Source organism: Streptomyces sp. NPDC044984 (genome assembly GCF_040646935.1).
In the GTDB taxonomy this organism is placed as follows: domain Bacteria; phylum Actinomycetota; class Actinomycetes; order Streptomycetales; family Streptomycetaceae; genus Streptomyces.
The window spans coordinates 192114-213263 of the sequence record NZ_JBEZBE010000006.1 but is presented as its reverse complement, the minus strand read 5'-3'; the positions used below and the strand labels follow the sequence as shown (position 1 = coordinate 213263).

The 21150-nt window shown below is 72.6% G+C and carries 20 protein-coding genes and 1 pseudogene; 10 read left to right on the top strand and 11 right to left on the bottom strand.

Translation table 11 applies throughout. The features are described from left to right. Positions 1-8 precede the first annotated feature (8 nt). Positions 9-455, bottom strand: a complete 447-nt coding sequence (locus AB0A94_RS09170) for a PPOX class F420-dependent oxidoreductase (RefSeq protein ID WP_361741156.1) — start codon at positions 453-455, stop codon at positions 9-11. 57 nt (positions 456-512) lie between these two features. Here AB0A94_RS09170 and AB0A94_RS09165 point away from each other — a divergent pair, with 57 nt between their 5' ends. Next, positions 513-1742 (top strand): serine hydrolase domain-containing protein, encoded by a 1230-nt coding sequence (locus AB0A94_RS09165; RefSeq protein WP_361741153.1) that lies wholly within the window; start codon positions 513-515, stop codon positions 1740-1742. Positions 1743-1748: 6 nt separating this feature from the next. On the opposite strand, the gene ribA is transcribed toward AB0A94_RS09165, so the two are convergent. After that, positions 1749-2408 carry a GTP cyclohydrolase II gene (gene ribA, locus AB0A94_RS09160; RefSeq protein WP_361741150.1) on the bottom strand — a complete coding sequence of 220 codons (660 nt, stop codon included), beginning with the start codon at positions 2406-2408 and terminating at the stop codon, positions 1749-1751. A 41-nt stretch (positions 2409-2449) separates the two neighbouring features. On the opposite strand from ribA, the gene AB0A94_RS09155 reads away from it, so the two are divergent. Next, positions 2450-3235 carry a creatininase family protein gene (locus AB0A94_RS09155; protein WP_361741147.1) on the top strand — a complete coding sequence of 262 codons (786 nt, stop codon included), beginning with the start codon at positions 2450-2452 and terminating at the stop codon, positions 3233-3235. A gap of 224 nt (positions 3236-3459) precedes the next feature. Here AB0A94_RS09155 and AB0A94_RS09150 read toward each other — a convergent pair. From AB0A94_RS09150 to AB0A94_RS09130, 5 genes and pseudogenes are all read right to left on the bottom strand, one after another. Then, a pseudogene (locus AB0A94_RS09150) lies at positions 3460-4356 on the bottom strand (lysylphosphatidylglycerol synthase transmembrane domain-containing protein); the annotation flags it as partial. Beyond that, positions 4353-5381: a class I SAM-dependent methyltransferase gene (locus AB0A94_RS09145; RefSeq protein ID WP_361741144.1), complete on the bottom strand. Its 1029-nt coding sequence runs from the start codon at positions 5379-5381 to the stop codon at positions 4353-4355. The gene AB0A94_RS09145 and the pseudogene AB0A94_RS09150, both read right to left, overlap by 4 nt. Next, positions 5378-6679: a glycosyltransferase family 4 protein gene (locus tag AB0A94_RS09140; protein ID WP_361741141.1), complete on the bottom strand. Its 1302-nt coding sequence runs from the start codon at positions 6677-6679 to the stop codon at positions 5378-5380. The genes AB0A94_RS09145 and AB0A94_RS09140 overlap by 4 nt, the downstream gene beginning before the upstream one ends. Continuing rightward, complete coding sequence (locus AB0A94_RS09135) at positions 6676-7074, bottom strand: 6-carboxytetrahydropterin synthase (protein WP_024888232.1); 399 nt, start codon at positions 7072-7074, stop codon at positions 6676-6678. Before AB0A94_RS09135 ends, AB0A94_RS09140 begins: the two co-directional genes overlap by 4 nt. A gap of 132 nt (positions 7075-7206) precedes the next feature. Then, positions 7207-8184, bottom strand: a complete 978-nt coding sequence (locus tag AB0A94_RS09130; RefSeq protein ID WP_361741138.1) for a zinc-binding alcohol dehydrogenase — start codon at positions 8182-8184, stop codon at positions 7207-7209. A gap of 108 nt (positions 8185-8292) precedes the next feature. On the opposite strand from AB0A94_RS09130, the gene AB0A94_RS09125 reads away from it, so the two are divergent. Next, positions 8293-9054, top strand: a complete 762-nt coding sequence (locus AB0A94_RS09125) for a CDP-alcohol phosphatidyltransferase family protein (RefSeq protein ID WP_361741135.1) — start codon at positions 8293-8295, stop codon at positions 9052-9054. Between the two features lie 81 nt (positions 9055-9135). Here the strand turns inward: AB0A94_RS09125 and AB0A94_RS09120 are convergent, their stop codons facing one another. Further along, positions 9136-10362: an MFS transporter gene (locus AB0A94_RS09120; RefSeq protein ID WP_361741132.1), complete on the bottom strand. Its 1227-nt coding sequence runs from the start codon at positions 10360-10362 to the stop codon at positions 9136-9138. A 256-nt stretch (positions 10363-10618) separates the two neighbouring features. Beyond that, on the bottom strand, positions 10619-11161 hold the full coding sequence (locus tag AB0A94_RS09115; RefSeq protein ID WP_361741129.1) for a hypothetical protein: 543 nt from the start codon (positions 11159-11161) through the stop codon (positions 10619-10621). 311 nt (positions 11162-11472) lie between these two features. Here AB0A94_RS09115 and AB0A94_RS09110 point away from each other — a divergent pair, with 311 nt between their 5' ends. After that, positions 11473-14328 (top strand): ABC transporter substrate-binding protein, encoded by a 2856-nt coding sequence (locus tag AB0A94_RS09110; protein WP_361741126.1) that lies wholly within the window; start codon positions 11473-11475, stop codon positions 14326-14328. 28 nt (positions 14329-14356) lie between these two features. Then, on the top strand, positions 14357-14980 hold the full coding sequence (locus tag AB0A94_RS09105; RefSeq protein WP_361741123.1) for an HD domain-containing protein: 624 nt from the start codon (positions 14357-14359) through the stop codon (positions 14978-14980). Here the strand turns inward: AB0A94_RS09105 and AB0A94_RS09100 are convergent. After that, the gene (locus AB0A94_RS09100) at positions 14971-15411 is read right to left on the bottom strand and encodes a hypothetical protein (protein ID WP_361741121.1); all 441 of its coding nucleotides are present in this window, start codon (positions 15409-15411) and stop codon (positions 14971-14973) included. The genes AB0A94_RS09105 and AB0A94_RS09100 overlap by 10 nt on opposite strands. 252 nt (positions 15412-15663) lie before the next feature. Next, positions 15664-16290 carry a TetR/AcrR family transcriptional regulator gene (locus tag AB0A94_RS09095; RefSeq protein ID WP_361741119.1) on the bottom strand — a complete coding sequence of 209 codons (627 nt, stop codon included), beginning with the start codon at positions 16288-16290 and terminating at the stop codon, positions 15664-15666. A 79-nt stretch (positions 16291-16369) separates the two neighbouring features. On the opposite strand from AB0A94_RS09095, the gene AB0A94_RS09090 reads away from it, so the two are divergent. The 5 genes from AB0A94_RS09090 (at position 16370) to AB0A94_RS09070 (ending at position 21143) form a co-directional block, all read left to right on the top strand. Continuing rightward, the gene (locus AB0A94_RS09090) at positions 16370-17143 is read left to right on the top strand and encodes an SDR family oxidoreductase (protein ID WP_361741117.1); all 774 of its coding nucleotides are present in this window, start codon (positions 16370-16372) and stop codon (positions 17141-17143) included. Between the two features lie 372 nt (positions 17144-17515). Then, complete coding sequence (locus tag AB0A94_RS09085; protein ID WP_361741114.1) at positions 17516-18400, top strand: ABC transporter substrate-binding protein; 885 nt, start codon at positions 17516-17518, stop codon at positions 18398-18400. Then, positions 18397-19308, top strand: a complete 912-nt coding sequence (locus tag AB0A94_RS09080; protein ID WP_361741111.1) for an amino acid ABC transporter permease — start codon at positions 18397-18399, stop codon at positions 19306-19308. Before AB0A94_RS09085 ends, AB0A94_RS09080 begins: the two co-directional genes overlap by 4 nt. Positions 19309-19331: 23 nt before the next feature. After that, complete coding sequence (locus AB0A94_RS09075; RefSeq protein WP_361741341.1) at positions 19332-20060, top strand: amino acid ABC transporter ATP-binding protein; 729 nt, start codon at positions 19332-19334, stop codon at positions 20058-20060. A 507-nt stretch (positions 20061-20567) separates the two neighbouring features. Continuing rightward, positions 20568-21143 (top strand): hypothetical protein, encoded by a 576-nt coding sequence (locus AB0A94_RS09070; protein ID WP_361741108.1) that lies wholly within the window; start codon positions 20568-20570, stop codon positions 21141-21143. Positions 21144-21150 lie beyond the last annotated feature (7 nt).

Here is a 21150-nt window from a genome sequence, read left to right as displayed (position 1 = left end):
GCGGTTCTCTACGCCCCGGCGCGACGCGGGATGCCGTACGCCCGTTCCACCCGCAGTCGCAGCACCAGGCGCCGGTCGCGGACCATCGCGGCGCGGTAGTCGTCCCAGTCGGAGTGCTCGCCGTTGATGTCGCGGTACAGCCGAATCAGTTCCTCCACCGTCTCGTCGTACAGGTTCCCGGCGACGGGCGACAGGTCGGCGACGCCCTCGGCGACTGTGTAGGCCCACCGGTCGTCGGTGGTGACGTGGTAGGAGGCGCGGGGGTCGCGCCGCAGGTTGCGGGTCTTGGCCCGGTCGTCCGTGAGCGAGACGCGGACGACCCGCTCGTCGGGGTAGTAAGCGTGCATGACGTTCGACAGCTGGGGCCGCCCGTCACGTTTCAGGGTGACGAGCACTCCGCCGTGCCGCTCGGAGAGCAGGGCGAGCAGTGCGTTCTGTTCGGCGTCCTGGGTCATGACTCGTTCAACGGCCCGCACCGGGCCGGTGTTCCTCCGAGGAGAGCGAGGAGAGCGATGACAGTGCTGCGGCAAGAGGCCGATCCCGCCGAGGCCGGACTGGACGCGGGGGCGCTGGAGCGCCTGGACCGGCATTTCGCCCGCCGGGTCGACGAGGGGAAGCTGCCCGGGTTCCTGGTGGCCCTCGCCCGGGGCGGGCGCGTCGCGCACCTCACGGCGTACGGGGCCCGGGACGTGGCGGCGGGGCTGCCCGTGCGGAGCGACACCCTGTGGCGGATCTACTCCATGACCAAGCCGGTGACGGCCGTCGCCGCGCTGATGCTGGTGGAGGAGGGCCGCCTGTCGCTGGACGACCCGGTCGGCCGCCACCTGCCGGCGTTCGCGCGGCCGCGCGTGTACGAGGGCGGGTCGGGTGACGGGGTGCGGACCCGCCCTCCCGCCGGCCCCCTCCTCGTACGGCACCTGATGACGCACACCGCCGGTCTGACGTTCGCCTTCTACCACTCCCATCCCGTCGACGCGCTGTACCGCGAGGCCGGGCTGGAGTCGTCGGTGGCGCCGGGTGCGGATCTCGCGGGGACGACCGAGGTGTACGCGCGCCTGCCGCTGCAGTTCGATCCGGGCACGCAGTGGAACTACTCGGTCGCCTCGAACGTGCTGGGGCGGATCGTCGAGGTGGTGTCGGGCCGGCCGCTCGACGTGTTCCTCGCCGAACGGATCTTCCGGCCGCTCGGCATGGCGGACGCCGGGTTCCAGGTCACCGACGCGCAGGCGGAGCGGCTCGCGGAGCTGTACGGGGAGTCCGACGACGGCGGCATCGAGCCGATCGAGGGACTGCCGCTGCGGGGCCGGCCCCGGTTCCTGTCCGGCAGCGGCGGCATGGTGGCGTCCGCCCACGACTTCCACCGCTTCATGGAGCTGCTGCGCCGCCGCGGCGAACTCGACGGCGTGCGCCTGCTCTCCCCGGCGACCGTGGACCTGATGACCCGCAACCACCTCCCCGGCGGCGCCGACCTGCGTGCCTTCGGCAGCCGCCCCGCGCACGACGTGCCCGGCAACGAGGGCGTCGGCTTCGGCCTCGGCGTCTCCGTCGTCGTCGACCCGTCCCGTACGCAGGCCCCGTCCGCCCCCGGCAGCTACGGCTGGAGCGGGGTGGCCACGACCACGTTCTGGGTCGACCCGGGCCGCGACCTGACCGTGCAGTTCTACACACAGGTGCGGCCCAGGTCGTCCCACACCGTCTTCCGGGACCTCAAACGGCTGGTGCACGAGGCGGTGACGCGCTGACGGGCGTCAGGACAGGTGGGCCACCGCGTCCAGATGGGGCAGGTGGTGGTCGAGGCGTTCCCGCTTGGTGCGCAGATAGGTGATGTTGTTCTCGCACGGCGGTATCAGCAGCGGCACCTGCTCGGCGACCTGGATGCCGTGCCGCACCAACGCCTCGCGCTTGCGCGGGTTGTTGGACATCAGTCGCACCGAGCGCACGCCCAGGTCCTGGAGGACCCCGGCGGCGACACCGTAGTCGCGGGCGTCCACCGGGAACCCGAGCGCCAGGTTCGCCTCGACGGTGTCCAGGCCCTCCGCCTGCAGGGCCATCGCCCGCAGCTTGCCGAGGAGTCCGATGCCGCGGCCCTCGTGGCCCCTCAAGTAGACGACCACGCCCGCCCCTTCGGCGACGACCGCGCGCAGCGCCGACGCCAGCTGGTCGCCGCACTCGCAGTGCTGGGACCCGAAGGCGTCCCCGGTCAGGCACTCCGAGTGCAGCCGGGTGAGGACACCGTCCGTGCCGATGTCGCCGTACACCAGGGCGACCTGCTCGTCACCGCGGTCGTGGTCCAGGTAGCCGACCGCCTGGAACGTGCCGTACACGGTGGGCAGCGGCGCGTTCACGACGCGTTCCACACCGGTCCGCCGAGGGGACTTCTTGCCGAGTACGCCTACTTTTTCTGTCATGATTCTCGAGTTCCTAAGCAGAGACGAAAGGCCGTGACGATATGGGTGGTTCACAAAATCGGTCGGCGGCATACGGCCCGGTGCACGGTCTGTTGCCGGCGGACACTACAGAGGATGTACGGACGCGGGGAGCCGGTGTCTCACGGCAGATCGCGGTACTTCCGGTCGGGAGTTTCGAACAGCACGGTCCGTACCTTCCGTTGGCGACCGACACGCTGGTCGCCTGTGCGATCGCGCGGGAGATCGCCGACGCCCACCCGGTGCACCTCCTTCCGCCGGTGACGATCTCCTGCTCCCACGAGCACGCGGCCTGGCCGGGGACCGTCTCCCTCTCCTCCGTCACGCTCCACGCGGTGATACGGGACATCGCCGACTCGCTCCGCAGGTCGGGCACGGACACCCTGGTGCTGGTCAACGGGCACGGCGGAAACTACGTCCTGGGCAACGTCGTTCAGGAGTCCTCCGCCCGCGGCGAGCGGATGGCGCTGTTCCCGGCCCCGGAGGACTGGGAGACGGCCCGCGCACGGGCCGGCGTCGCCACGTCCCTCCTCACCGACATGCACGCGGGCGAAATCGAGACCTCCATTCTTCTCCACACACATCCCGAATTGCTCCGCCCCGGTTATGAGACCTCCGATCACGTCGCGGACGACCGCCGTCATCTCCTCACCACCGGCATGTCCGCCTACACCGATTCCGGTGTCATCGGCCGCCCTTCTCTGGGCACGGCGGAAAAGGGCAGGGAAATACTGGCAAGCCTGACGGATTCGTTCGCGGCGTATTTCTCGCTGCTGACGTCACCTCCCGGCCCGTCCGGGGAAGTGTGAGGACGAGGCCGAAGGCCGCCCCCCTCCCCGCCCGCCTTTCCCGGCCCGCCCGCATCTTCCAGCCCGTCCGGCGTTCGAGGACGAGGCCGGAGGCCGACCGGGGGTCCGGGGGCAGCGCCCCCGGGGACGGGAGGGGAAGGGGCGGCGGGGGCGAGAACACCACGCCCACCACCCCGCACCCCCGCGTACCACCGACCGACCAGCACCACCACACCCGGCAGGCTGGCCACGAGACTGAGCACCCCGTAGACGACCGCGACGGTCAGCCCCCGCCCCGCCCCCAGCCCGGCCGCTCCGAACGCCCACGCGGTGACCCCTTCCCGAGGCCCCCAGCCCCCCACATTCAGCGGCAGCCCCATCGCCAGCAACGCCAGCACGGCCAGCGGCAGCAGCTCCGTCATGGACGCGTCCGCCCCGGCGACATGAGCGGCGAGGACGAACATGGCGACGTACCCGGCCAGCACGACGACGGAGGAGACCAGCACACCGGGCGCGTTGCGCGGCGAGAACAACCCCTCACGGGCCTCCGCGAGCACCCCGGAGGCAACCCCCCGCCGCCCCGGAGCCCGGTTCATCCGCACCGCCAGCACCACCGCACAGGCCCCCAGCGCACCGAGCCCGACCACCGGCGCGGCCTGCCGCACTTCGTCGAGCACCGGCGACGGCATGCTCACCAGCACCACCGCCCCCACGGCGAACAGCGCGAGCTGCCCGGCGGTCCGCTCCAGCACCACCGCCCGCACTCCCCGCCCCAGGTCCCCGGCGCTCCGCCCGTGCCGCACGGCCCGGTGGACGTCACCCACCACACCCCCGGGCAGGGCCGCGTTGAGGAACAGGGCACGGTAGTAGTCGGCGACGGCCGCTCCCAGCGGCAGCCGGATCCCGATCCCCCGGGCGACCAGCGCCCAGCGCCACGCGCTGAACACGGTGGTCACCAGCCCGATCCCGAGCCCCGCGAGCAGCGTCGGCCCGTCGATGCGGCGCAGCCCCTCCAGCAGGACCCCGGTGTCGAGGCGCCACAGCAGGAGCGCGAGGATCGCGACGCCGCCGAGCGTGCCGAGACGGGCGCGCACGGCAGGGGTGTTGAGCCGGGCCGCAAGGCCACGGAACCCGGCACTCATGCCGCCCCGTCCACCGGCCGGCACAGTGCGAGCAGATCACTGTGGTGGACGACGACCCGCAACTCCCCCGCCGCACAGGCCGCCAGCCGCTCGGCCAGATAACCGTCGGCACGCGGTGCCAGTTCCGGCCGCTCCTCCACCGCCGCGCCGACCCAGCCCCGCAGCCACTGCTCGGTCAGCGCGGCCTGTCCGGGTCCGAGCCGCCAGGGGCTCGGGGCGAGCCGTACGGTCGCACCGTGCTCGGCGAAGACCTCGGCGGCGACCGTGACCGCGTCCGGGCCGAGCAGCCCGCCCCGGCGCTGGTGGGCGTTGAAGGCCTCCGTGATCTCCTGGTCCAGCGGATGCGGCTCGGTCAGCTCCACCCGTCCGGCCACCGACAGCGTCAGCAGGGCCGGACAGCCGGCTCCCGCGCAGGCGGCGGCGAGGGCGCCGACCTCCTCGCGGGTGAGGACGTCGAGCAGCGCGGACGCCGTCACCAGGGAGGCACCGGCCAGCGCGTCCGGGGTGAGCCGGGCGACGTCGCCGCGCCGGGTCTCGACGGTGACGTGGCTGCCGTCGGCGGCGGAGCGCGGGGAGGCGACGGCGGCGAAGTGCAGGAGGTAGGGGTCCCGGTCGTGCAGGACCCAGTGCTGGGCGCCGTCGAGGTGGGGGGCGAGCCAGCGGCCCATCGAGCCGGTGCCGCAGCCGATGTCGTGGACGACGCGTCCGTCGGCCCGGCGCGGCGGATCGGCGAGCCGGACGCGCAGCGGGTCGAGCAGGTCGTACGAGCGGGCGGCGGCGTCGGCCGGTTCGCGCAGCTGGAGCCACTCGGGGGCGTAGCGGGCCGGTTCGTCGTCGCCGGTGTCCCGCAGCCGCAGGGTGGCCCGTTCGCCGGGGCGGGGCGCGGGGCCGGCACCGGGGATGACGGACGGTCCGGCGGAGGCGGTGCCGGGTTCCACGGTGCCCCCTCGAGGTACGACGTCCCCGGGGCCGGGGCGGGCCGGAACCGTCCCGCCGTGCCGGTTGGTGGTCGCCGGTTTCGTCATGCGGCCCTCCGGGGTTCGGTGGGAAGCCGGCGCAGTACCGCCGCCAGGCTCTGTGCGGTGCCCGCCCAGCCGCCGAGTGCGGCCCGCCGGCTGCGGGCGGCGGCCTTGAGCCGGCGCCGCACGTCCGCCTCGCCGAACCAGCCGCGCAGTTCGGCGGCGATGGCGGCGGGGTCCTCCGGCGGGACGAGGATGCCGGGCACTCCTCCGTCGGGTGCGCGGCCGACCGCCTCGGGCAGCCCGCCGACGTCGGTCGCCAGCACCGGGATGCCGCGCGCCAGCGCCTCGGTGACCGCCATGCCGTACGTCTCGGCGTACGAGGTGAGCACCATGAGGTCGGCGGCGGCGTAGCTGGCGTCGAGTGCGGCGCCGGCCTGCGGGCCGGTCAGCTCCAGCCGGTCCTCGAGGCCGTGTTCGCGGATGAGGTTCCGCAGGTGGGCGACGTACTCGGGGTCCTGTCCGAGCCCGCCGACGAGCGCGCAGCTCCACGGCAGGTCGGCCACCGCCGCCAGGGCCTCCACGAGCCGGTGCTGTCCCTTGCGCGGGGTCACGGCGGCCACGCACAGCAGTCGTGAGACGCCGTCGGTGCCGGGTGCGAGGGGCGCGATGTCGGCGCCGGGGGCGGCGACGTGGACGCGGTCGGGGGCCAGGCCGTGGTGGGAGACGAGACGCCGTACGGCCCAGTCGCTGGTGGCGATCACCGCGGGCACCGCCCGCAGCACCGCGCGCTCGCGGGCGTCCAGTTCGGCGGCGACGGCCGCGTCGAGTCCGGTCTCGTCACCGAGCGGCAGATGCACGAGGACGGCCATGCGCAGCCGCCCCTCCTCCGCCTGCGGGACGAGGATCTCGGGCACCCCGCAGGCGACCAGCCCGTCGAGCAGGACGACGGCGCCGTCCGGCAGTTCGCGCAGGGTGCGGGCGAGTTCGGCGCGGGCGGCGGCGTCCGGCCGGGGCCAGGCACCGGCCACGGCGTGCCGGTGCACCTGCCAGCCGAAGCCGGGCAGGTCCAGGCACACGCGCCGGTCGTAGGCGTTGCCGCCGCTGGGCGCGGCCGGGTCGTCGACACCGCCCGGCATCACGAAGTGCACGGAGCGCAGGGACATGGGGATGATCCCGCCGTTCCTCGGAAAGGCCGCCTGCACCGGGACGTAGCCCAGGCGGGCGGTCCCGGCCCGGCCCGCGGCCGTGCCGGGCACGTCGACGGCCGTGCCGGGCACGTCGACGGCCGTGTCGGGCACGTCGACGGCCGTGCCGGGCATGTCGACGGCCGTGCCGGGCATGTCGATCGTCGTGTCGGTCACAGGGCACGCTCGTAACTCGCCCAGGCGATGTGCGACTCGTGCAGGGTGACGGCGATGCCCGCGATGCCCTTGGCGCCCTCGCCCAGCGCCCCTTTGTGTATGCGTTCGGCGAGCCGGTCGGCGATGACCTTGGCCAGGTACTCCGTGGAGGTGTTGACCCCCGCGAAGTCGGGCTCGTTGTCGAGGTTGCGGTAGTTCAGCTCGCCGACGACGGCCCCGAGTTCCTGCGTGGCCAGGCCGATGTCGACGACGATGTTGTCCTCGTCCAGCTGTTCGCGCCGGAAGGTGGCGTCCACGAGGAACGTGGCCCCGTGCAGGCGCTGGGCCGGTCCGAAGACCTCGCCGTGGAAGCTGTGGGCGATCATGATGTGATCGCGGACGGTGATGCTGAACAACGGACGACCCTCCAGGTGCGGCGCGTCTGCTCCCCGGCCGATCTCCGACGGGGATGCCGTGTAGTACGGCTGACCTCCTTCCCCTGTTCAGCGTCCGCCACGTCTTTTCTCAGGTCAGGCGCGCCGGTGCCGTTACGGGGTGTCGTAGCGCACGCGGTGGCACAGGGCCGGGATCTCCCCGGAGGCGAGGCGGGGCATGACGTCGGGCAGTTCCTCGAAGGCGGACTCGCCGGTGACGAGGGCGTCGAGGGCGGGGTCGGCGAGCAGGTCGAGGGCGAGGGCGAGCCGGTCGGCGTAACTGCGGTTCGCGCGGGCCGGGGAGACGGTGCCGACCTGGCTGCCGCGGACGGTGAGCCGCCGGGAGTGGAAGGCCTCGCCCAGCGGGAGACTCACCTTCCGGTCGCCGTACCAGCTCAGTTCGACGACGGTGCCCTCGGTGCGGAGCAGTTCGAGCGCCCGGCTCAGTCCCTGCTCGGTGGCGCTGGCGTGCACGACCAGGTCGCACTCGCCGAGCGCGTCCCCGGGCAGCGCGAAACCGACGCCGAGCGCCGCCGCGGTCTTCGCGCGCGCCGGGTCGGCGTCGACGAGCTGCACCCGCACGCCGGGGAACCTGGCCAGCAGCGCGGCCACCGAGCAGCCGACCATCCCGCCGCCGACGACGGCGATCCGGTCACCGACCAGCGGCGCGGCGTCCCACAGCGCGTTGACGGCGGTCTCCACGGTGCCGGCCAGCACGGCCCGCCCGGCGGGCACCCCCTCGGGCACGGGGGTGACGGCGGACTCCGGCACGACGTACCGCGTCTGGTGCGGATACAGGCAGAACACGGTGCGTCCGACGAGCGCCTCCGGTCCCTCCTCCACCACGCCCACGTTGAGGTAGCCGTACTTCACGGGGGCCGGGAAGCCGCCCTCCTGGAACGGCGCCCGCATGGCGGCGTGCTGGCTCTCCGGCACCCCGCCGCGGAAGACGAGCGTCTCCGTGCCCCGGCTGATCCCGGAGCAGAGCGAGCGCACCAGCACCTCGTCCGGGCCGGGGGCGGGCAGGCCGACCTCACGGATCGACCCCCGGCCGGGTGAGTCGAGCCAGAACGCGCGTGCGGTGCGGTTCATCGAAGTCCTCCTGAACGGTCGGGAAGCCGCGCCCGTACCGAGTGGTGCACAGGCCGCGCACAAGGTAGCGGCGTTGATCGACTCTGTCACACGGCCGGAGGATGCTCGGTGGCCCTGAACAACGGTTACGACGCGAGGCTCGTACAGCAGGAGACCGCCGTGGGGGCGGGCGCGCAGGTCCTGTTGCTGGCCCTGATAGGCACGGCGATCGGCATGGGTCCCGCGGGCTGGCTGACCGGCCTCGCGTTCGCGATCGCCACCTGGGCGGTGCTCTCCCGGGCCCTGCACCGGTCCCGGCCGCGTTCCTTCGGCCCGGCCAACCGGGTCACGCTCGGCCGCGCCGTCCTCGTCGGCGGGGTCACCGCGCTGGTCGCCGACTCGTTCCAGGACTCACCGCCCGTCTCCCTCTTCGTGGGCCTGACCGCCGTGGCGCTGATCCTGGACGGCGTGGACGGCAAGGTGGCGCGCAGGACGGGGACGTCGACCGCGCTGGGCGCACGCTTCGACATGGAGGTGGACGCGTTCCTCATCCTCGTGCTGAGCGTGTACGTGTCGATGACGATGGGTTTGTGGGTGCTGCTGATCGGCGGGATGCGGTACGTCTTCGTGGCCGCCGCACGCGTCTGGCCGTGGCTGACCGCCCCGCTCCCGCCGAGCACGGCCCGCAAGACGGTGGCCGCGCTCCAGGGCGTGCTGCTGCTGACGGCGGGCGCGGCACTGCTGCCCCACGCGGTCAACGTCGGTGTGGTGGTGCTGGCGCTGGGGCTGCTGGTGTGGTCGTTCGGCCGGGACGTGCTGTGGCTGTGGCGGACGTCCCGGGTGGCGAGGGTTCCCGCGGCGCACGAGGTGCGCGAACTGGTCGCCGGCTGACGGCCGGTGGGGGCGCGCCGGACGGGCCCGGCCCGGCCGTGGTGTTCCCTGCGGGGCAGGCGGGCGGGCGCGCCGCTCCCGTCACGCTCTTCGGGGCAGCAGCAGCACCGCCGCCCCCGTCACACCGGCCAGTACCAGCCACGGCACCACCGGCGGCAGCCCCGCGTCCAGCAGCGTGCCGGTCGCCGAGCTGCCGAGCAGGACGATCAGGCCGGAGACCGAGGACAGCGCCCCGGTGTAGAGGCCGAGCCGGCCCTCCTCGGCGAGGTCGGGCACCCAGGCCCGGGCCACGGGCACGACGAGCATCTGACCGAGGGTGAGCAGGACGACGAACCCGGCCGCGGGCACCAGACCGGCGGTCCCCGACCACCCGGCGGGACGTGCCGCCGCCACCACGGCGAAACCGGCCGCGACGAGCAGCAGGCCGACCGCCATCGACCGGCGCATCGCCAGCCGCTCCCCCACCCAGCGGGTGACCGGCAGCTGCGCGGTCACCACCAGCAGCGAGGACAGGGCGAACAGCCAGGCCAGCGCCGTCTGGGAGCCGGTGACGCGCTCCACCTCCGCCGGGAGGGCGAGATACAGCTGGTTGTAGGCGAGCAGGTAGGCGCCGAAGGCGCAGCACAGGCCGAGGAAGGGCCGGTTGCGCAGCACCATCCGCAGTCCGCCCTTGACCGGCGTCCGGTCCCGCCCGGGTATGCGCTGCGGCAGCAGCCGGGCGTGGCCGGCGAGCACGAGCACGAAGACCCCGGCGCCCGCCAGGCACGCGGTGCGGAAGTCCACCGCCAGCAGCAGCGCGCCCAGCAACGGCCCGACGAACGCGCCGGCCTGTCCCGCCACGGTGAACAGCGCCAGCACCCGGGTACGGGATCCCCCGCCCGCCTCCTCCCACATGACCGCCTGCCCGGCCACCTCCGACTCGACGGCCGGGGAGAACAGCGCGGCGGCGAACCCGATCAGCACCACCGCGCAGATCACCGCCCAGGTCCGCTCGGCGTACCCCAGCCACACGAAACCGGTGATCCGCAGCGCGCACCCCGCGAGCACCACCGGCCGGATGCCGTACCGGTCGGCCAGCGCCCCACCGACCACGAACAGCCCCTGCTGGCTGAACGTCCGCAGTCCCAGCACCAGCCCGACCAGCCAGCCCGCCATTCCCATGGCCTGTCCCAGATGGGCGGAGAGGAAGGGCAGTACGGCGTAGAACCCGAGGTTGAAGGCGAGTTGGGTGACGATCAGCAGCCGCAGCAGCGGGGAGAGCCGGGTCCGGCCCGCCGCCTCGCGCGGACGCGTGGGCAGAATGGTCATCGTGTCTCCACCAGTTCCTCGGTGACCGGTGAAGGGCGCGCGGGCGCCTCCCCGGACGTGTGATTCCCGGTCCGCCCGCGCCGCCGCCCGGGGCCCACCACCCTGATGCTGAAGTCACGCACTTGCAAAGCATATGCAAGAGCTCTTTAGAGGTGATCAAGGGGGGTGAGGACCGGCCGGCGCGCCTGGGATCCACATACGCGACATTCGCCGTCGAAGCCGAACAAGGCCGACCGGGCGCCTCACCCCACCTCGCCTACTCGAGACCGGCGGCGCCGAGCAGCCGGACCAGGTCCTTGCGCCCGTACCCGAGCCGACGGGCCCGGTCGGTCGCCATCAGCACCAGGTGTGCCACGATCTCCGCCGCGTATCCGTTCTGGTGGTCGGCGTCGAACCACTCCTGGGGTTTCTCGACCCCCAGGCTGTTCATCACCAGCCCGTGCTCACGGCGGACCTCCGCGACGGTGCCGGCGACCGCGTCCAGGAGCGTCCTCCCCGGCCGCTCGCACTCCAGGGCGAAGCAGCCCCGGTCGACCGGCTCACACCCTTCCGGCGGACGCGCCCGGAGCCCCGCGTACCGCTCGTCCCCGAATCCGGTGTGCCCGAACTCGTCGTGCACCAGGGCGAACCGGTGGAACCCCGGCGGGGCGGGAGGCGGTGGCGGCGTGTACGCCCACCCCGCGTCCTCGTACAACTGCCGCTTCACCTCCTCCTCTTCGGCGTGCGTCACGGTGAAGCCGGTGGCCTCGTTCCGCCCGGTCGTCGTGCCGTCGGGGTTGCGGTGGAGGTGCAGGCTCATGAGGTACTCCGGTCGTCCGTGGCGTGTGAGGACGGGAGATGTTCCCGTCACCGGATCGAACGGACCGCCCGCCCCGCACGTGCCCGCGTCGCACAGCACCACCCGATCGTGTGACACCGCCCGCCGACGACGTCACCACCGGCCACGGCATCACCGCCCCGACGGACCGCCGTTGCACCGGGGGCGGTTGTCAGGGGCGGGAGTTATCCTCACAAGGCGCTTGTGACACATGTGTCTTGCGACCACGGGGGGTGTCCATGCACGACCGTGACCAGAGTTTCCTTCAGGACTGTCCGGGTGGTCACCCGGGCATGTCGACCGAGGCGGGGATCGACGTCCAGCGACAGCTGGAGTCCTTGATCCAGGACTTCCGGACCAGTGATCCCCCGATGCCGGTGATCGTGCTGCACGCCGAGGACCCCGCCGACGACGACCGCGTCACCGAACTCGTCGACGAACTGAGCGAGGGTCAGCAGCGTCACGGCACCCGCCTGGCCGTCGCGCCGACCGAGCCGCAACCGGGGGACCACGATCCCACCGCCCGGGCCGCGCGGCTCCTGATCGACCTCGGCGACTCCAGGAAGTGGGGCGATCGGTCCGCCTCCTACCGCCCCTACTCCTTCCCCCGCCTCAACCTGGTGCGCGCCCTCCAGGAGGCCACCGACGACCCGGAGATGCGCGAGCACTGGCCGACCGCCCCCGGCGGCACCCCGGACGGGAACGTCCAGCGGGAGCGGGCCCAGACGCACCTGCTGCGCATCCTGGCCCGGCAGCGCTGGCGTCCCCGCAGGCCCGCGCGCGGAAACCGGCTCATGCTGCTCAACGACGTGCAGCAGTTCCTCCCCATGGGCGTCCTGGGTGCCTTCACCGCGCTGCTCACCCGCCCCGAGTGGTACATCGCCGTCCTGGCGGGCATCGGGCTGATGGTCCTCCTCGCCGTCCTCAACCACGTCCCCGGGCGCGCTCCCCTCTTCCTGTGGCTGCGCAGGGAGAGCCGGTGGTTCCTGACCACGACGTTCCTCCAGTCCGCCGCCCGCCGCCAGTCGACCAGCGTGCGGCTGCTGCGGCCCGTCCGCTCCTGGCGTGCCATAGCGGCACGCGCCTACGACGTCGCCGAGGCCATGCGCGAGGGCGGCCCGTTCCCCCTCCAGCTGTACGTGCTGGCGCTCTTCGAGGACCTGCGCGACAACCACCGGCGCGGCAGCTGGGACCTCCGGGGATTCAAACGGACGCGCCCGCCGGTGCTGTTCCTGCGCCGCATAGCCCGGGAGAACGGCGGCGTAGAGCTGATCAGGGCGGTCAGCGACGTCCGCAGCCGGCGCAGCGAACTCGACCCGCTGCTGATCGTGGCGGGCGTGGCGGCGGACGACGCGGCACTGCTCGACCGGGGCGCGGACGCGGATCCTCCGCCCAATCGGCCGCAGCAGCCCCCGTCCCAGCCCTCGCGCCTCCCGCAGCGGCTGCGGCACTGGTACGACGAATGGGCCGGGAACCTCCGGGCCGACCAGTCGCCGAGCAGGACGAACGCCCTGCCCTGGGTGCTCAGGATCCCGCTGCCGCCCGGCGAGCTGGTGCAGCTGCGGCAGTCGGACTGGCGGTGCGTCAGGGCGAGACACCGGCCGCCCGTGGCCCGCGTGGTGTGGTCGGTGCACAGCCTGCTCCTCGTCCTCGCCCTGGTCGTCACCGCGGGCGTCGTCCACGCCCGCGAACTGCACCGGACGTACTGCTCGGCGGGCCTGCTGACCGCCGACCGCGACACCGAGCGGCGTCCCGCGCCCGGCGGCGGCACGGAGTGCGTCGGCATAGCCACCAAAGACGTCCGGTTCGGCGCGCACCTGAGCGGCGGAACCTCCGAGGAGGGCAAGCGGCTGCAGGAGCTGGAGAGGCTGGTGCGCGCCGAGAACAGCGAGGTTCTGCGCGACCACCCGGAGGACTACGTCACGGTGGTGTACGCGGGACCGCTGAGCTCCTCCTCGGTGGACCCGTCCCTGGTCAAGGGCGCCGAGGAGCTGACCGGCGTGTACCTCGCGCAGCGCGTCGTCAACGAGAACTACACGGTGAAACTGCGGGTGCTGCTCGCCAACGGCGGCGCGGACATGGGGCACCAGCGCGTCGCGGCCGACGCGATCGCCGAGTACGCCGACCGCGACCCGACCGTCGTCGGCGTCGTCGGCTTCGGCCGCGACCTGCAGAGCAGCCCCGACGTCACGCGCCGGCTGCACGCCGTGGGGCTGCCCGTCGTCTCCGGCACCAACTCGGCGACCTACCTGCCGAAGGAGTTCTCCAACTGGTTCAGTCTCGCGGCCCCCGACGAGCACCAGGCCGAGGCACTCGGCCTCATCGCCCGGCAGCTGCGCTCCCGCGACAGCGCCCCGCACGCCCTGGTGCTGGCCCGCGACACCAAGGAGTCGCAGGACCGTTACACCAGCGAACAGGCCCTGTACGGCGGGGAGATGCTGAAGCGGGAGGGCTTCCGGCTGCTGCCCACGCAGCGCTACCGGGTGGCCAACGGCAAGCCCGAACTACGGTTGCACGCGGAGAGCATCTGCCGGGGTGAGGACGTTCCCTCGGTGATCTACTTCGCCGGACGGGTCGAGGACATCGGACCGCTGATGACACAGCTGAGCACCGAACCGGGCTGCGCGAACAGACAGATCTCGATCCTCACGGGCGACGACCTGAGCAAGGCCCGGTTCTCCGGCACGGGCGGCCGCGACGGCGTGGCCCCGCGGATCACGCTGTACCACGCGGCCCTGGCCGAGCTGAAGGAGGCCGCGTCCAGGACCGCCTTCTACGAGGACGCCGCCAACTACCTCCCCTGGCTGGAGGACGGAGAGGCCACGTACGACGCCGCCGGCTTCGCGAGCGGGCAGACCGCCCTCTCCCACGACGCCACGCGCGCCCTGTACTGGGCGGCCAGCCTCGGGGACGTGCGTCAGAGCCGCGCGGCGACCTGGGTCAACCTCAGGAACGTCAGGCTCGACGGCATGGCCACCGGAACCATCGACTTCACCGACGCACCCCTGTACGAGGAGCGCCACGGCCACAGCATCGTCCTCAACCGGGTCCGGAGAACCCCGGAGGGCGTCTCGCGGACGGAGGTCCTGTGCAGCAGACCGGCCGGCAGCACCGAGCCGCTCAGTGTGAAGGAGTGCGCCATAGGGTGAGCGGGCCGGCGGTTGTTACGCTCCCCGAGTGAGGATTCCGGGACCCGAAGAGATCCGCGCGCTGCACGAGAAGCACGCACCGAACGCCGAGGCGTTCGCGCTCGTCCACACGCACTGCGAGATCGTCTGGAGCGTCGCCGAGCAGCTCATCTCGGCCTCGCGTCTCGACGTCGACGCCGAACTGGTCCGCGCCGGCTGCCTCCTCCACGACATCGGCGTCTACCGCCTCTACGGTGACGACGGCCGCCTGGACCACGCGAACTACGTCCGCCACGGACTGCTCGGCCACGAACTCCTCGCCGGTGAGGGCCTTCCGGAGCCCCTGTGCCGGTTCTGCTCCCACCACACCGGGGTGGGGGTCACGAAGGACGACGTCCTGCGCCAGGGCCTTCCGATCCCTCCCGCCGACTACCTCGCGGTGTCGCGGGAGGAGCGGCTGGTGATGTACGCGGACAAGTTCCACAGCAAGTCCCGGCCGTCGGCGTTCCTCTCCCCCGACGCGTACGCCGCCCACGTCCGCCGCTTCGGCGAGGAGAAGGTGACCGCGTTCGAGGCCCTGCGCACGGAGTTCGGCGACCCGGACCTCGACCGGCCGGTGCCGTGCGGAGGAGGCGCGGAGGGAGGCTCCGGGACGGCCGCGGTTCACGCGTAGGGGTCGGGGATCACCTCGGTCGCCGACTCCAGGACCTTCTCCACCCGCAGGACCGCGCTGCGGACGGCTCCCGAGTCCGCGAACAGCACGTCGGGAACATCCGACTCGTAGAAGCGGAGGTACCCGATGGTGCCCACGGTCGTCGTGCGCGCGCCGAGCCACAGCACCATCCTGCGCAGGTCGTCGAACTCGTCGGGATGCGCCTCCTGCCGCACGGTCAGCGCCCACTGCGGCCCGTCGGAGCACAGCTCCCCGACCAGCGCACCCCCGATCCGCAGCGCCGGCCCCCGGTCTCCCCAGAGGGGGTACGCGTAACCGTCGTCCTGCCGGCCGCCCTCCTCCCCCAGGTGCCAGCGGAGCAGAGCGAGGTCCCGCGGCGGGAGCGAGCCCGGCAGATCGAGCGCGAGCTGGAGTTCGTGGATGTCGGCCATGATCAGAAGGCTACGAGTCCCGGTGCCGTGTCCTCCACCGCGGTCCGGCGAGGGTTCCGGACCGCGGTGGGTGCGCGTGCCGTGTCCGAGGGCGTGTGGCGGAGGTGCTTCGCGTGTGACCACGTCGCCCCACCGGCTCGCATCGCCCGCCCCACGAAGAAGGCGCACGCCGCCGGCGAGCGGACGCGTGGAGTGGAGCGTTGGACCGGCCCCCGCCCGGGAGCCGTGACGCCTCGCACTCCCGTCGGGGCGTCAGCGCCGGGGCGTAGGCCACGCGTCGAGTGCCAGCTCGGCGGTTCCGGTCAGCTCGGCCGCCGTGGCTCCGTCGCGGGCGCGCTGTGACATGCCCTGGATGACCGCGGCGAAGTACGCGGCCAACGAGCCGGGGTCGGCCGTGGGCGGTAGCTCGCCTGTCCGCTGCGCACCGCGCAGGCGTGCTTCGAAGGTGGCCAGGTTCTCGTTGCGCAGGTTACGCAGGAACGCCTCGATCTCGGCGTCCTGCGGGGTGACGTTGGTGGCTGCGCTGATGGTCAGGCAACCGGCCGGGTGGGAGGGGTCGGGGTAGATGACCGCCGCCTCCCTCAGGATGCGGCCGAACGCGCCGTAGGCCGTGGGCTCCTCCTCCAGGGCGACGCTCATGAAAGCGCCGACGGGTGAGCGGCCGTAGTGGTACACGGCCTCCTGGAACAGGGACTTCTTGTCCCCGAAGGCCGCGTACAGACTGCCGGGCCTGATGCCCATCGCCTCGGTCAGGTCACCGATGGAGGTGGCCTCGTAGCCGCGCTCCCAGAACAGGCGGGTTGCCGCCGTCAGTGCCGCGGTGCGGTCGAACGCCCGTGGCCTGCCTCGCCTGGTACCTGTGTCGCTCACGCCCTTCATTTTAGAGCACTCGCTCAAGAAGCTTGCTATCTTCTTTTTTGAGCAATCACTCAACAAACTGGGAGTGTGATCACCAGCCATGAACACACGTGCACTCGAGGGCAAGGTCGCACTGGTCACCGGCGGCAGCCGTGGGATCGGCCGGGCCATCGCGCAACGGCTCGGCCGGGACGGCGCCGTCGTCGCCGTCGCCTACGCCCGCGATTCGGCGGCGGCGCAGGAGGTCGTGGAGCGCATCCGGAAGAACGGAGGCCGTGCCTTCGCGCTGCGGGCAGAGCTGGGCCGGCACGGCGACGCGGCCTCCCTGTGGGCCGCCTTCGACGCCCGCGCGGGCGAGTACGTGCCCGACGGGGACGTCGACATCATCGTCAACAACGCCGGCATCGGCCGTAGCCCGGATCTCGCCTCCCTGACCGAAGAGGGCTTCGACGAGGTCTTCGCCGTGAACGTCCGCGCACCGTTCTTCATCGTTCAGCAGGGTCTGAAGCGGTTGCGTGACGGAGGCCGGATCATCAACGTCTCCAGTGGTGTGACCCGTATCGCCATGCCGGAGATCATCGCCTACAGCGCCACCAAGGGCGCCCTCGACACCTTCACCCTCACCCTCGCCAAGGAACTGGGCCCCCGGGGCATCACGGTGAACTCGGTGGCGCCCGGTGTGATCGACACGGATGTCAACGCCGGCTGGCTGCGGGGCGATCCGGAAGCCGAAGCCCGCGCGGCCTCCCTGGCCGCGCTGGGCCGGGTCGGACAGCCGGACGACGTGGCCGACATCGTGGCCTTCCTGGCCTCGGACGACGCGCGCTGGGTGACCGGACAGGTGATCGACGCGACGGGCGGTTCCGGGCTGTGAGCCCTCTCCCTCGGGCGGGTGCGCCCGGCGGGGGGACCCGCCCGAGGGAGTCCGCCGTTCGCCCTCACCGTGAGCCGTGGCCATCAGCGGCCTCACCTCACCCACCCGCACAGAGGTGCCCGCCCCGCATCCCGTCGCAGGCACCCGACCGGCCGTCACTCCCGGCTCGCGCCGGGGACACGCGCCGTGGCCTTCGCGCCCCTTCGGACCGCTCGCCCCGTACGGACGTCCCGCCCTCCCCGCGTACAGCGCCTCCCGCACACGTCCCCGCCCCTACCCACCTGTTCACGAGACCGCAACACCCGTTCTCAGCATGCGGATTGTCACGGGGCCCCCTCGACAAACCGGGGAGATCGCTGCCACTCTCCCGCCATGTCCCTCGCCCCTCGTGTCCTGCGCCGCGTCCTCGCCGGCGCCACCGTCGCCCTCCTCGCGGCCGCCGTCGGCTGCGCCCCGCAGCCGGAGGACGACGCGTCCGCCAAGCCCTCCGGCTCGACCGGCGCTTCGTGCTCCCCGGGCGAGCTCGCCACGAAGACCTCCGGCAAGCTGACGATCGCCACCGACCAGCCCGCCTACGAGCCGTGGTTCAAGGACGACGACCCGTCCAACGGCGAGGGCTTCGAGTCGGCCGTCGCGTACGCCGTGGCGGAGAAGCTGGGGTACGGCGAGGACGCCGTGGTCTGGCAGAGCGTGCCGTTCAACAAGGCCTTCGCACCAGGGGAGAAGACCTTCGACTTCGACATCAACCAGGTCTCCGTCAGCGACGAGCGCAGGAAGGCCGTGGACTTCTCGTCCGGCTACTACGACGTGCGCCAGGCCGTCGTCGCGCTGAAGGGCTCCGAGGCCGCGAAGGCGACCGGCGTCGCGGACCTCAAGGATCTCAAGTTGGGCGCCCAGGTGGGCACAACGAGCCTCGACTACATCGAGGACGTCGTGCGGCCGACCCGGGACGCCGCCGTCTACGGCAAGAACGACCAGGCCAAGTCCGCGCTGAAGAACGGCCAGGTCGACGCGATCGTGGTCGACCTGCCGACCGCGTTCTACATCACCGCCGCCGAGGTGACCGACGCCGAGATCGTCGGCCAGTTCGAGAACCAGGAGGGTGCCCCGGAGCAGTTCGGGCTGGTGCTGGACAAGGGGAGCGCCCTCACCCCCTGCGTGACCGACGCCGTGGACGCCCTGCGCGAGGACGGCACCCTGGCGGAGATCGAGCAGCGGTGGCTGGCCGACGCGGTCGACGCCCCGGTGCTCACGTGACCGTCGTCAAGGGCGGGTCCGGCCGGGACGGCGCGGACGACGGCAAGGGGGTCGTCGAGGACCTCTACGTCCCGTCGCCGCGCCGGCTGGAGCGCGAGCGGTACCGGCGTGCCCGGGCCCGCCGCGCCACGGCGATCGCCGCACTGTCCACCCTGGTCACCGGGGCCGCCCTCTACCTGCTCGTCGTCGGCGCGCCCGGCTGGCCGCGCACCAAGGAGACGTTCTTCGACGCCCGGTACGCGCGCGAGGCGTTCCCGAAGGTCCTGGAAGGGCTCTGGCTGAACCTGCGGCTGCTGCTGGTGTGCGGCGCCGCCGTGCTGGTGCTCGGCATGCTCATCGCCGTGGCCCGCACCCTGCGCGGCCCGGTGTTCTTCCCGCTGCGGGTGCTGGCGGCGGCGTACACCGACTTCTTCCGCGGACTGCCGCTGATCATCAACCTGATGATCGTGGTCCTGGGCGTTCCCGCGCTGCGGCTCCAGGGTGTCACGGTCGACCCGGTGCTGCTCGGCGGTACGGCGCTGACGCTGACGTACTCGGCGTACGTGGCGGAGGTGTTCCGCGCGGGCATCGAGTCGGTGCACCCCTCGCAGCGCGCCGCGGCCCGCTCCCTGGGCCTGACCAACCGGCAGGCGCTGCGGTTCGTGGTGCTGCCGCAGGCGGTGCGCCGCCAGGTGCCGCCGCTGCTGAACGACCTGGTGTCCCTGCAGAAGGACACCGGGCTGGTGTCGATCGGCGGCGCCGTCGACGCCGTACGGGCGGCGGACATCGTCGTGGGCCGCAGCCTCAACTACACGCCGTACATCGTGGCCGGGCTGGTGTTCGTCGCCCTGACCATCCCGATGACCCGCCTCACGGACTGGGTGACGGCCCGGACGGACCGCAGGCGGGCGCAAGGAGGAACGACGTGAGCGAGAACGTGCCGGTGCTGCGGATGGAGTCCGTGCGCAAGACCCTCGGCGGCTCGGTCGTCCTGCGGGACGTCGACCTGGAGGTCGCCCCGCACACGGTGACCGCGCTGATCGGCGCCTCCGGCTCCGGCAAGTCGACGCTGCTGCGGTGCGCCGGCCTCCTGGAGGACGTCGACGACGGCGTGATCTGGCTGGACGGCGAGGAGATCACCGACCCGCGCGCCGACCAGGACGCGGTGCGGCGCCGGATCGGCGTGGTCTTCCAGGCGTACAACCTGTTCCCCCACATGACGGTGCTGGAGAACATCACCCTCGCCCCGCGCCGGGTGCACCGCGTCCCCCGCGCCCGGGCCGAGGAACAGGCCCGGGAACTGCTGGAACGGCTCGGTCTGGGCGGCAGGGCGGGCGAGTACCCGGACCGGCTCAGCGGCGGCCAGCAGCAGCGGGTGGCGATCGCGCGCGCCCTCGCCGTACGGCCCCGGCTGCTGCTGCTCGACGAGATCACCGCGGCCCTCGACCCGGAACTGGTCGGCGAGGTGCTGGACGTCGTGCGCGGCCTCAAGGTCGACGGCATGACCATGGTGCTGGCCACGCACGAGATGGGCTTCGCCCGCGAGGTCGCCGACCAGGTCTGCTTCCTGGACGGGGGCGTGGTGCTGGAGCGCGGCACCGCCGAGCAGGTCTTCGGCGACCCGCGGCAGGACCGCACGCGGCGCTTCCTGCGGCGGATCGTGGAGGCGGGCCGCCTGTAGGGAGCGGGGTGAGGGGAGTCTCGTACGCCGCGGCCCACGCCCCGCAGTCCACGCACAGCCTCGGGGATTCCGCTTCCGGGGTTCGAAAAGGAGTGCGGTGACCACGTTGACCGGAAAGCGGGAAGACCAAGTGACGCGCACCACGCCAAAGCGACCCGTCGATGTCGAGGCACTGTTCCCTGGACTCCGGAAACACCGTCGCACGAGCACTCGGCTGCACCCCCGGCAGGGCTCCCCGGAACCCGGGCAGAGCTCGGTGGCGGGCCCGTTCCTGTGGCCCGCCACCGAGCCGTGGCCCGTATGCACCGTGCGGCACGACAAGCGCACCGGGCGCCGGCCGGTCAATGTGCGTCTGGAGCGCCGGATTCTCGACGCGGCGTGGCGGCGGGACCCTCAGCGCGGCCCCTCGGACACGGAACGCGCGACCCTGGCGGAGCTCGAACCGGGCCCGCACGCGTCCCCGGGATCCGCGACAAGGATCCGATTCCGCTGCTGGCCGCCGCCCAGTTGTACACCCGTGACATCCCGGATCCGACGGATCCCGGCGACTGCGACCTCCTTCAGGTCCTCTGGTGTCCATTCGAGGCCCATGGCCCGGATCACACGATCGACGTGGTCCTGACATGGCGCCGTTCACAGGATGTGGCGGAGGCGTTGGCGGACATTCCCGAGCCGGTGGTCGTCGGCCGCAAGGAATGCGTGCCCCATCCTCGCGTACTCGGCCCCGAACAGGTGGTGGAGCACGAGTATGTCGGCCTGCTCGACCCCGAACTGCAGGAAGGGATCGAGCTCTGGGAAGAGGAACGGCTTGACGCGGAGGACGCCTCCGACGGCCCCGGCAGCTACGACAGCTACGAGGAGTACGAAGCGGCCATGGGCGGCGGTGAGCCGGAGGGGGACGAGCTCACTTACCGACATGACCTGTTCATCCCGCCGGGCTGGAAGGTCGGCGGGTTCGCCTCGTGGCACCTGACCGACCCCGCTCCCGTCGTCTCAGGAGCCTGCCGGCCGTGCCCGCGCTTGTCGAGATCCGGGTGTCGCCCTCCGCCGATGGGCAACGGGAAACACCCTCCGAGCAGGTGAGCCGCTC

Bases quoted from the DNA above. Each gene is read 5' to 3' on its own strand.
- AB0A94_RS09170 (WP_361741156.1), bottom strand. From the start codon at position 455: ATGACCCAGGACGCCGAACAGAACGCACTGCTCGCCCTGCTCTCCGAG.
- AB0A94_RS09165 (WP_361741153.1), top strand. From the start codon at position 513: ATGACAGTGCTGCGGCAAGAGGCCGATCCCGCCGAGGCCGGACTGGAC.
- ribA (WP_361741150.1), bottom strand. From the start codon at position 2,408: ATGACAGAAAAAGTAGGCGTACTCGGCAAGAAGTCCCCTCGGCGGACC.
- AB0A94_RS09155 (WP_361741147.1), top strand. From the start codon at position 2,450: ATGGGTGGTTCACAAAATCGGTCGGCGGCATACGGCCCGGTGCACGGT.
- AB0A94_RS09145 (WP_361741144.1), bottom strand. From the start codon at position 5,381: ATGACGAAACCGGCGACCACCAACCGGCACGGCGGGACGGTTCCGGCC.
- AB0A94_RS09130 (WP_361741138.1), bottom strand. From the start codon at position 8,184: ATGAACCGCACCGCACGCGCGTTCTGGCTCGACTCACCCGGCCGGGGG.
- AB0A94_RS09120 (WP_361741132.1), bottom strand. From the start codon at position 10,362: ATGACCATTCTGCCCACGCGTCCGCGCGAGGCGGCGGGCCGGACCCGG.
- AB0A94_RS09115 (WP_361741129.1), bottom strand. From the start codon at position 11,161: ATGAGCCTGCACCTCCACCGCAACCCCGACGGCACGACGACCGGGCGG.
- AB0A94_RS09110 (WP_361741126.1), top strand. From the start codon at position 11,473: ATGTCGACCGAGGCGGGGATCGACGTCCAGCGACAGCTGGAGTCCTTG.
- AB0A94_RS09100 (WP_361741121.1), bottom strand. From the start codon at position 15,411: ATGGCCGACATCCACGAACTCCAGCTCGCGCTCGATCTGCCGGGCTCG.
- AB0A94_RS09095 (WP_361741119.1), bottom strand. From the start codon at position 16,290: ATGAAGGGCGTGAGCGACACAGGTACCAGGCGAGGCAGGCCACGGGCG.
- AB0A94_RS09090 (WP_361741117.1), top strand. From the start codon at position 16,370: ATGAACACACGTGCACTCGAGGGCAAGGTCGCACTGGTCACCGGCGGC.
- AB0A94_RS09085 (WP_361741114.1), top strand. From the start codon at position 17,516: ATGTCCCTCGCCCCTCGTGTCCTGCGCCGCGTCCTCGCCGGCGCCACC.
- AB0A94_RS09075 (WP_361741341.1), top strand. From the start codon at position 19,332: ATGGAGTCCGTGCGCAAGACCCTCGGCGGCTCGGTCGTCCTGCGGGAC.